This window comes from Nocardia sp. NPDC020380, assembly GCF_044386975.1.
Lineage (GTDB): Bacteria > Actinomycetota > Actinomycetes > Mycobacteriales > Mycobacteriaceae > Nocardia.
In genome coordinates this window covers 654,005-660,523 of sequence record NZ_JBIRVQ010000005.1, presented here as the reverse complement: position 1 = coordinate 660,523, position 6,519 = coordinate 654,005, and the positions used below count along the sequence as shown (strand labels likewise).

At 64.0% G+C, this 6,519-nt stretch carries 6 protein-coding genes; all 6 read left to right on the top strand.

Annotated features, from left to right (window positions below; all coding sequences use genetic code 11):
* The first annotated feature begins 975 nt into the window (after nucleotides 1–975).
* A complete protein-coding gene (locus ACH438_RS16885) occupies nucleotides 976–1,896 on the top strand; it encodes a hypothetical protein (RefSeq protein WP_397005971.1) in 921 nt (306 codons plus the stop codon).
* Nucleotides 1,893–2,513, top strand: coding sequence for a hypothetical protein (locus ACH438_RS16880; protein ID WP_397005969.1), 621 nt, complete (start codon nucleotides 1,893–1,895; stop codon nucleotides 2,511–2,513). The genes ACH438_RS16885 and ACH438_RS16880 overlap by 4 nt, the downstream gene beginning before the upstream one ends.
* Nucleotides 2,514–2,539: 26 nt before the next feature.
* Nucleotides 2,540–2,899, top strand: coding sequence for a hypothetical protein (locus ACH438_RS16875; protein ID WP_397005967.1), 360 nt, complete (start codon nucleotides 2,540–2,542; stop codon nucleotides 2,897–2,899).
* A 158-nt stretch (nucleotides 2,900–3,057) separates the two neighbouring features.
* Nucleotides 3,058–3,822: a phage tail protein gene (locus tag ACH438_RS16870; RefSeq protein ID WP_397005965.1), complete on the top strand. Its 765-nt coding sequence runs from the start codon at nucleotides 3,058–3,060 to the stop codon at nucleotides 3,820–3,822.
* Nucleotides 3,822–5,444: a phage tail protein gene (locus ACH438_RS16865; protein WP_397005963.1), complete on the top strand. Its 1,623-nt coding sequence runs from the start codon at nucleotides 3,822–3,824 to the stop codon at nucleotides 5,442–5,444. The genes ACH438_RS16870 and ACH438_RS16865 overlap by 1 nt, the downstream gene beginning before the upstream one ends.
* A gap of 24 nt (nucleotides 5,445–5,468) precedes the next feature.
* Nucleotides 5,469–6,512, top strand: a complete 1,044-nt coding sequence (locus ACH438_RS16860) for a hypothetical protein (RefSeq protein ID WP_397005961.1) — start codon at nucleotides 5,469–5,471, stop codon at nucleotides 6,510–6,512.
* Nucleotides 6,513–6,519: the final 7 nt, after the last annotated feature.

Below are 6,519 nucleotides of genomic sequence, written 5' to 3'. Positions count from 1 at the left end.
CGCTAGTCAGGTGGTCCCATCAGTGGCAAACGAGGTGGTCCCATCCTGCTGGCAAAAACAGCTCCGAAACGGTCCCTTCCCCCTGGCAGCCGACACCTGGCGGGGATGTTGCCAGGGTTTGCTTCCGGTGGACTGGTCGGTGGCGGTGAGTCGGTCGCGGATCCCCGTCGCTGGAGTGATCTGCTCGGGTCGGGCGTCGTCTCGGATGTGCTGGGCTCCATCGCCAATACGGCGGTGGACGCCGCTGGATTCGCCGGAGCGGCAGTGGGTTCGGCGATCGCGCCGGTGTTCGGCCCACGCGGACTGTTCGGGCAACCCGCCGGGAATTCGTCCGCTCAGAGAGGTGGGGGAACTGCTTCCCGCCGCGATGCCACGTCGAGTCCCACCAGCGCATCGATGCAGGTCACCCCGCGGGGTGCTGTCGCCGCATTGGGCGGTCTTCCTTCATCCGCAGGCGCGGGTGACCCAGCAAATGACGGTGTCGCGCAACTGGGTTCGCTGACCCAAGCATTGAGCAGCGGTCTGGTGACAGCTGCTACCGAGGCTGGTGGGCGTGTCGGTACGGCATTGGGAGCGGCGATCGCGCCGGCACTCGGCCCCGCCGGTCAGCTGGCGCCCGAGATCGGTGATCAGCTCGGCCGATTGATCGGATCGCGGTTCGGCGGTGAACTTACCGCCTCGATGAGCCTGAGCACCGCAGTCGGCGCACAGCCCGGGGCAGGCATGTCATCGTCGACGGGCAGCGCGATGTCCGTCGGAGGTGGCGGCGTACCCGGGGGAGCTGGTCCGGCTGCCGACACGGGTTCCGGTGCCGCACCGGAACCTTCGACCGGTTCGGGTGGCGGCGGGAACGTTGTCGGCGGCGCGGGACCTGCCGCTTCGACGGGTGGCCGGGGTGGAAAGAACTCGTCGGGCGGCAGGTGGGAATACCTGCCCGGTGACGCCGACGCCGGCCTTGCCTCGGGTTGGGCATATGTGACACCGAAGGACCAGGAATCGGGAGTCCGGGTAGCCCCGCCGGAGGGCACCAACGTACAGACCTTCGTCCAGGACGATGGCACTCCTCCGATCATGTTGCGATCCTCTGCCGGGTCGGGCTGGCTGGGCTCGCTGCTCGGCAATCCGGCTTCCTCGGATGCGAAACCGCTGGTGGACGAGTACCACCGGTATAACCCGAACGAGGGTAATCTCGGCGAGTTGATACAGGCCTCGGCTCAGAAGTTGGGCAGGGACGCGGGGACAGCGCTCGTCCCGATCCTGGGTGACCAGGCCCCGGAAGCAGTGGCGGGCATGGCTGAAGCCCTCTCCGGTCCGATCGGCCAGGCCTACGCCAACGCTGACCCCAACGGTGACTGGACAGGCACGGTCGGCCCGCTGATCAGCCAGTTGACCGGCATCCCCTGGCACCCGACCGGGCAATTGAAGCCCGCACCACAAATGGGCATAGACCAGCAAATCGGGCTCAACGCCGTGACTTCCGGCATCAGTGGGCTTCAGCAACATGGCCTGCTCGGCGGAGTCACCGGAGCCATCTCCGGTGCAGCATCCACCGCTGGCGGCATTGTCGGCGGTATGGCGGGCACTCTGGCAGCACCGTTCCTCGGGCCTCTGGGCGCGGCGGCTCCGGCGATCGGATCGTTCATCGGCTCGATGGTCGCCTCCTCCGCATCCGAAATGATCACGCGGCCGATCGAGTTGGCGGGCAAAGCAATCAAGGAGGACGTCGGTAGCGGCTTCGGCCTGCTGGATCTGGCCAACGGCCCCGGCGGCCACACCTCGCGGGGTGACATTTTCAATTTCAACGGGATGGACCCGAAGTCCGCGTCGATCGCGGTGGAACGGGTTCGTCGCCGCCAAGCGCTTGCACAGCAGCGTGGCGGCGGATTCGGGAGATGACCATGGCAGAGAAAGAAATCGTCGAATCCATCAATTTCGGCAACCACGTCGCACCGGAGTACATGAAAACCGAAAGCGGCCAGATGGTTACGCCAGAATTCCTGGCTTTCCTCCAGCACGCGCTTTCCGGAAAGTTCGCCGAATCGAAGGAGACTGCAGAGCTGGATCCGGAGGTCCGAGCGCTGGCTGAGGAACTATCGGTCATCCACCTGCCCGAGTGGCTCAGTCCGGTCGGGCGCAAGCTCGCCGAGCCGACGGTGACCAGTATCCGGCAGGCCAACCGCGTCGCCGAATACCTCGTAAAGCGCGGTGTGCGAATGCATCCCGAGCTGGAGGAGATCCGCTGGGCCGGCACCCCCGAAGGTCCGCCGGGCGCGTTCGACACCGGCATTCACATCACCAAGGACGAGCACGGCCAGTGGCCCGCACCGGATCCCGAGGACTTCTACGACCTCGACGACATCGAGGTGCGTCAAGCCGATGACGGTATCTGGCACGCCACTCATCCTCGCGGTCTCGCATTCGAGGCGACTACCAAGACCGAAGCCTATGCAGGGCTCGTGGAGCTCTTGCGGCAGCGGATCGCTCGAGCCCGTGAGGCAGAAGAACAGCCGTAACCGCTGACGGAAAGAGGAGTAACACCATGACGAGAATCGTCACGTCCATCATCACTCCCAAGGATGACTGGACGACGATCCAGATTCCGACCGGATCCGAGTTCGTTGCGGCGCACCGCTACAGCATCGGCATCGGGGGTCCGGGCTCGGAGCTGTACATCAAGCTCTACTGGAGCATCCGGAACAACATCACCGGTGAGGAAGCGCCCGTCACCACGAAGGAACCGTGGCTGGTTCGCACGGGATCGGATGACCACGGTCAGCCCGACCCGACCGCCGGCACCTCACGCCTGCCGGGTGCGTTCCCCTTCATCACCAAAGAACTCTTCCTCTGGCTGAAGAAGAAGACATTCGCCGATCCGGAGTTTCCGCCGAATCAGCCTTAGTAACTGCAGCTCGGAGGAGGGCTCGGAAGGTGACTCACCAACTACTGGAAGTCCACGACACCAAGGTTGTCGTGTGGGATATCAACGGCCGGGTGTGGCATCTGTCCGGCCCGAATTCGGGGCGGGAAGGGGTCCGGCTGTCGAAGCAGGCCGGGTTCATGTTCGCCCCCGTGCAGCTGCTCGTCACGGAAGGGGCGCGTCAGGATGGCGCGACCTTTCAGCGCTCCGTCAGGATGAAGAAGGAGTGGGACTTCATCGCCCTGGTCTCCGGTTCCGGGAAAAGCACTGCCGGAGAATCAGTCCGGGAGTTTCATGCCGTGCACGACGCATGGTTCCGCGGCTGGTCCACGGACAAGCCGGTCACGGTCGGCTACTACACCCGTCATCAGGGCTGGCGCTATCAGCAGGTGCATCTCGATGCCGCGCCGGAACCGATCGGCGATGTCGATCCGGCGCGCAATGCCTTTCAGGCGTACAAGATGTCGGCCACCGCGATGGATCCGCTGGAACGGCACTTCGAAGAAACTGCCGTGTGGACGAACACCGCCGGTTCAGGGGAGGGCATCGTGCGTGTGCGCAATGCCGCCGATCAACCGGCGTGGCCGCGATACACGATGAACGGCCCCGGTCGTTGGTCCATTCTGGACCCGACCGGTGGTGACGTGCTTCGGCTCGTACAGACGCCGATGCTGAAGAGCGGTGAGACGCTTCGCATCGATACGCATCCGCGCCATCGCACCGCGCGCTTGTATTCGAAGGAATGGACGGAGCCACGCAATGTGTGGGCGCAGCTGAACGGCCGCCGCTGGATCGCCTCGTTGCCGGCCTGGAGCTCCACCGATATCACTGTGAGGATCGAGGGTGGAAATACGCAGTCGAGTCTCATCGCCTCGACCACTCCGCGATCCTCGAGGCCGTTCTGATGAGCGCGCCGACCTGGGATCCATACGACGCAACGCGCCGGATGGACGAGATCGTCCGCGTCGAGCGCCAGGAGCAGAGCAATCCCGAAGTGCTGGTGCGCTATTGGGACAAGTTCATGCGAGAGGTGGGCGAGGAGCACAGCTACTTGTCCCTGGAGTTCAGCTACAAACGCAATGCCGCCGGTGGTCTGAAGATGATCTGTCCGCGCGACATGGTCCATTTCGACCACTTGTTCAACAATGCCGATGGTGAAGACGCCACGATCCCGATCACCGTGAACACCAAGGGGTTCCGGTGGGACGGTTACATCACCAAGGCCTCGATCGTTCGTGACGATAATGGCGTCGAGACGGTCGATATCGAGGCCATCCATGCCTGGAACCACGTCGCCACGATCTGTTGCTGGGCTTCACCCTTCTCGTCGATCCTGGCCCAGTTCCCCAGGCACATGATCGGTTTCGGTCCGGTGAGGACCTTGGTCACGACGTATCTGACGGCCAATCTTATGCGTCTGCAGGCGCCTGGCTGGCAGCCATCGGGTGAAGTCGGCAACCCGGATTGGAATGGGGCCGGTAATACACTGTTCCCCATCGCTGTGGTCCCGGTCGATCCGATGACGGACACCAGTCGATGGAGCGCCGCGTCGGCGCGATTCGACATGGCGGACAAGCTGTTCGCGCCGATGCTCGAGGACTCGGGAGTCATGCTTACCGCCCGGTTCTTCCTGCCCGGAGAGGATGAGCAGCCCGCACCACAGTGGTTCCAGCTCGAGAAGCCGACTGTGGTCCTCGAGACTGTCGACAAATCCGGCCTCACCGGCAAGACCGGAACACTGCTCGACGGACTGTGGACGTGGGTCGAAGAGTTCGCCGATGACGGTACGACTCCGATGCGCTACCCACAACGTGACACCGCGACAACGGAGTACGAGGCGGTGTACGGGCAAGAGAGCAAATTCGGCACCTTCAAAGCCTTCCCCTGGGTTTGGTACTTCGAGGGCGAATACACCGGTATCGGCAGCTCTGAGGTAGCGCTGCACAAACCGACCGCGACCGACGTCATCGTGGGTGGCCGTTCGCCGGGCTGGGTGAACGCCGGTGTCGAGATAGCTATCAAGGGTCTGCTGTCCTTGATCGGCCTCGGCTGGCTGTATCGGGGCCAGCTCAACGATGTCTTCCTAGCCTGGATGACCTATCGCGATATGGGGCGCGTGCGGCGCGCCGGCCCGTATGCCTTCCGCGAGCTGTACATCTCCGGCAGCGACAAGGCGTTCACCCTCGATGGGCTGGTAGCCGGACGTCAGGGATTGCACCTGACCCGCGGCTACACAAGCCACAAGGTCACCGTCGAAGATCATGCGCCCTACACCCTTGGCCGGGACTTCGGACTGGGCGACCAGATCGGTTTCGCTTTGAGCGGGCAGATTTTCACCGATTACGTGACCGAACTGACGTTCCACGACGATCGCCAGACCTCTGCGACATGGCAGATCACCGTCGGTGACGGCTCCGATGAGGAGGACTCCATCGTCAAGGCCTGGCAGCGGATGGGCCGATTCGCCAGTGCCATCAAGGATCTGTCCACCGATGTCGGCGCCGACCTCGACCTGCTCATCTTCTGACCTCGTTCACGGAGGAGAAATCCCATGGCGGACACCAGTTTTCCCGCCCGAATCACCATGACCCGGGAACCCGATGTCGACGGGTTGCCGATCCTGACCGCACAGGTCGAACTGGCCCACGACGTGGCGGGCTGGGATCTGCCGCCCGGCCCGGCGGGCCCGCAGGGACTGCGTGGCCGCCCCCGCACGACCTTCCGAAAGATTGGCGAGATTCCCAATGCCGGCGCACGCCCGGCGGGGCTCGGCGACGAGGATCGAGGCAAATGGTGGCACCGCCTCGACGACAACGGCATGGATGTATGGACCGGCACAGGATGGCAGCACTCGCCGCAGGCGGTCGGTCCGCAAGGACCCATGGCGAAGGCCAACACCATTACTGCTGTAACTCAGGACCACAAAGAGAATCTGACTGTCCCCGCAGTCGAATTCACCGGCAAGAGTGCGGATCAGCAGTTGAAAGTCACGGTACCCGCCGGATTGCCGGGGCCCAGGGGACCGGCCGGTGCGTCCGGCGAGCTGCTCAAGGCAGACGATTTCGATGCGACAACCGGACCGGTCGGCGGTGGAGTCTTCGCTTATAACCGGGCCGCCCGGAAGTTCCGTCCGACCCCGCCGCCCATGGGTTCGGGGCCGTGGTCGTGGTACTCCACGGATTTCGCTGACGATCAGGAATCCACGACAGCGGCCGAATTGATCGCCGGCACCTTCACTGTTCCGGCGCAGACGTTCACGTGGCGCCCGCGGGTGAACGGGCATATTTACACGTACGCCCAGGTCGCGAACAACAGCGGGGCGGACGCGGTGGTACGTCTGAACAGCTCCGAGGGCGAGGTACTGGCCGCCACTACGCCGGCAGTGGGCGGTTACCTGTATCTGCCACTGATCTCGACCTATCGCGACGATCAGGCAACCAAGGCGCTGTCCCCGTCGTCGACCTTCGCCACCATCCCGCCAGGCCAACCGGCCACGTTCGTGGTGAGCGTTCGGCGCCGCGGCAGCAATTCCAGCTCGAAGATCGGATTCAACCGCTCCAGGGCGTCGCTGGTCATCTATGCAGAGCCCTTCTGAGTGAGGT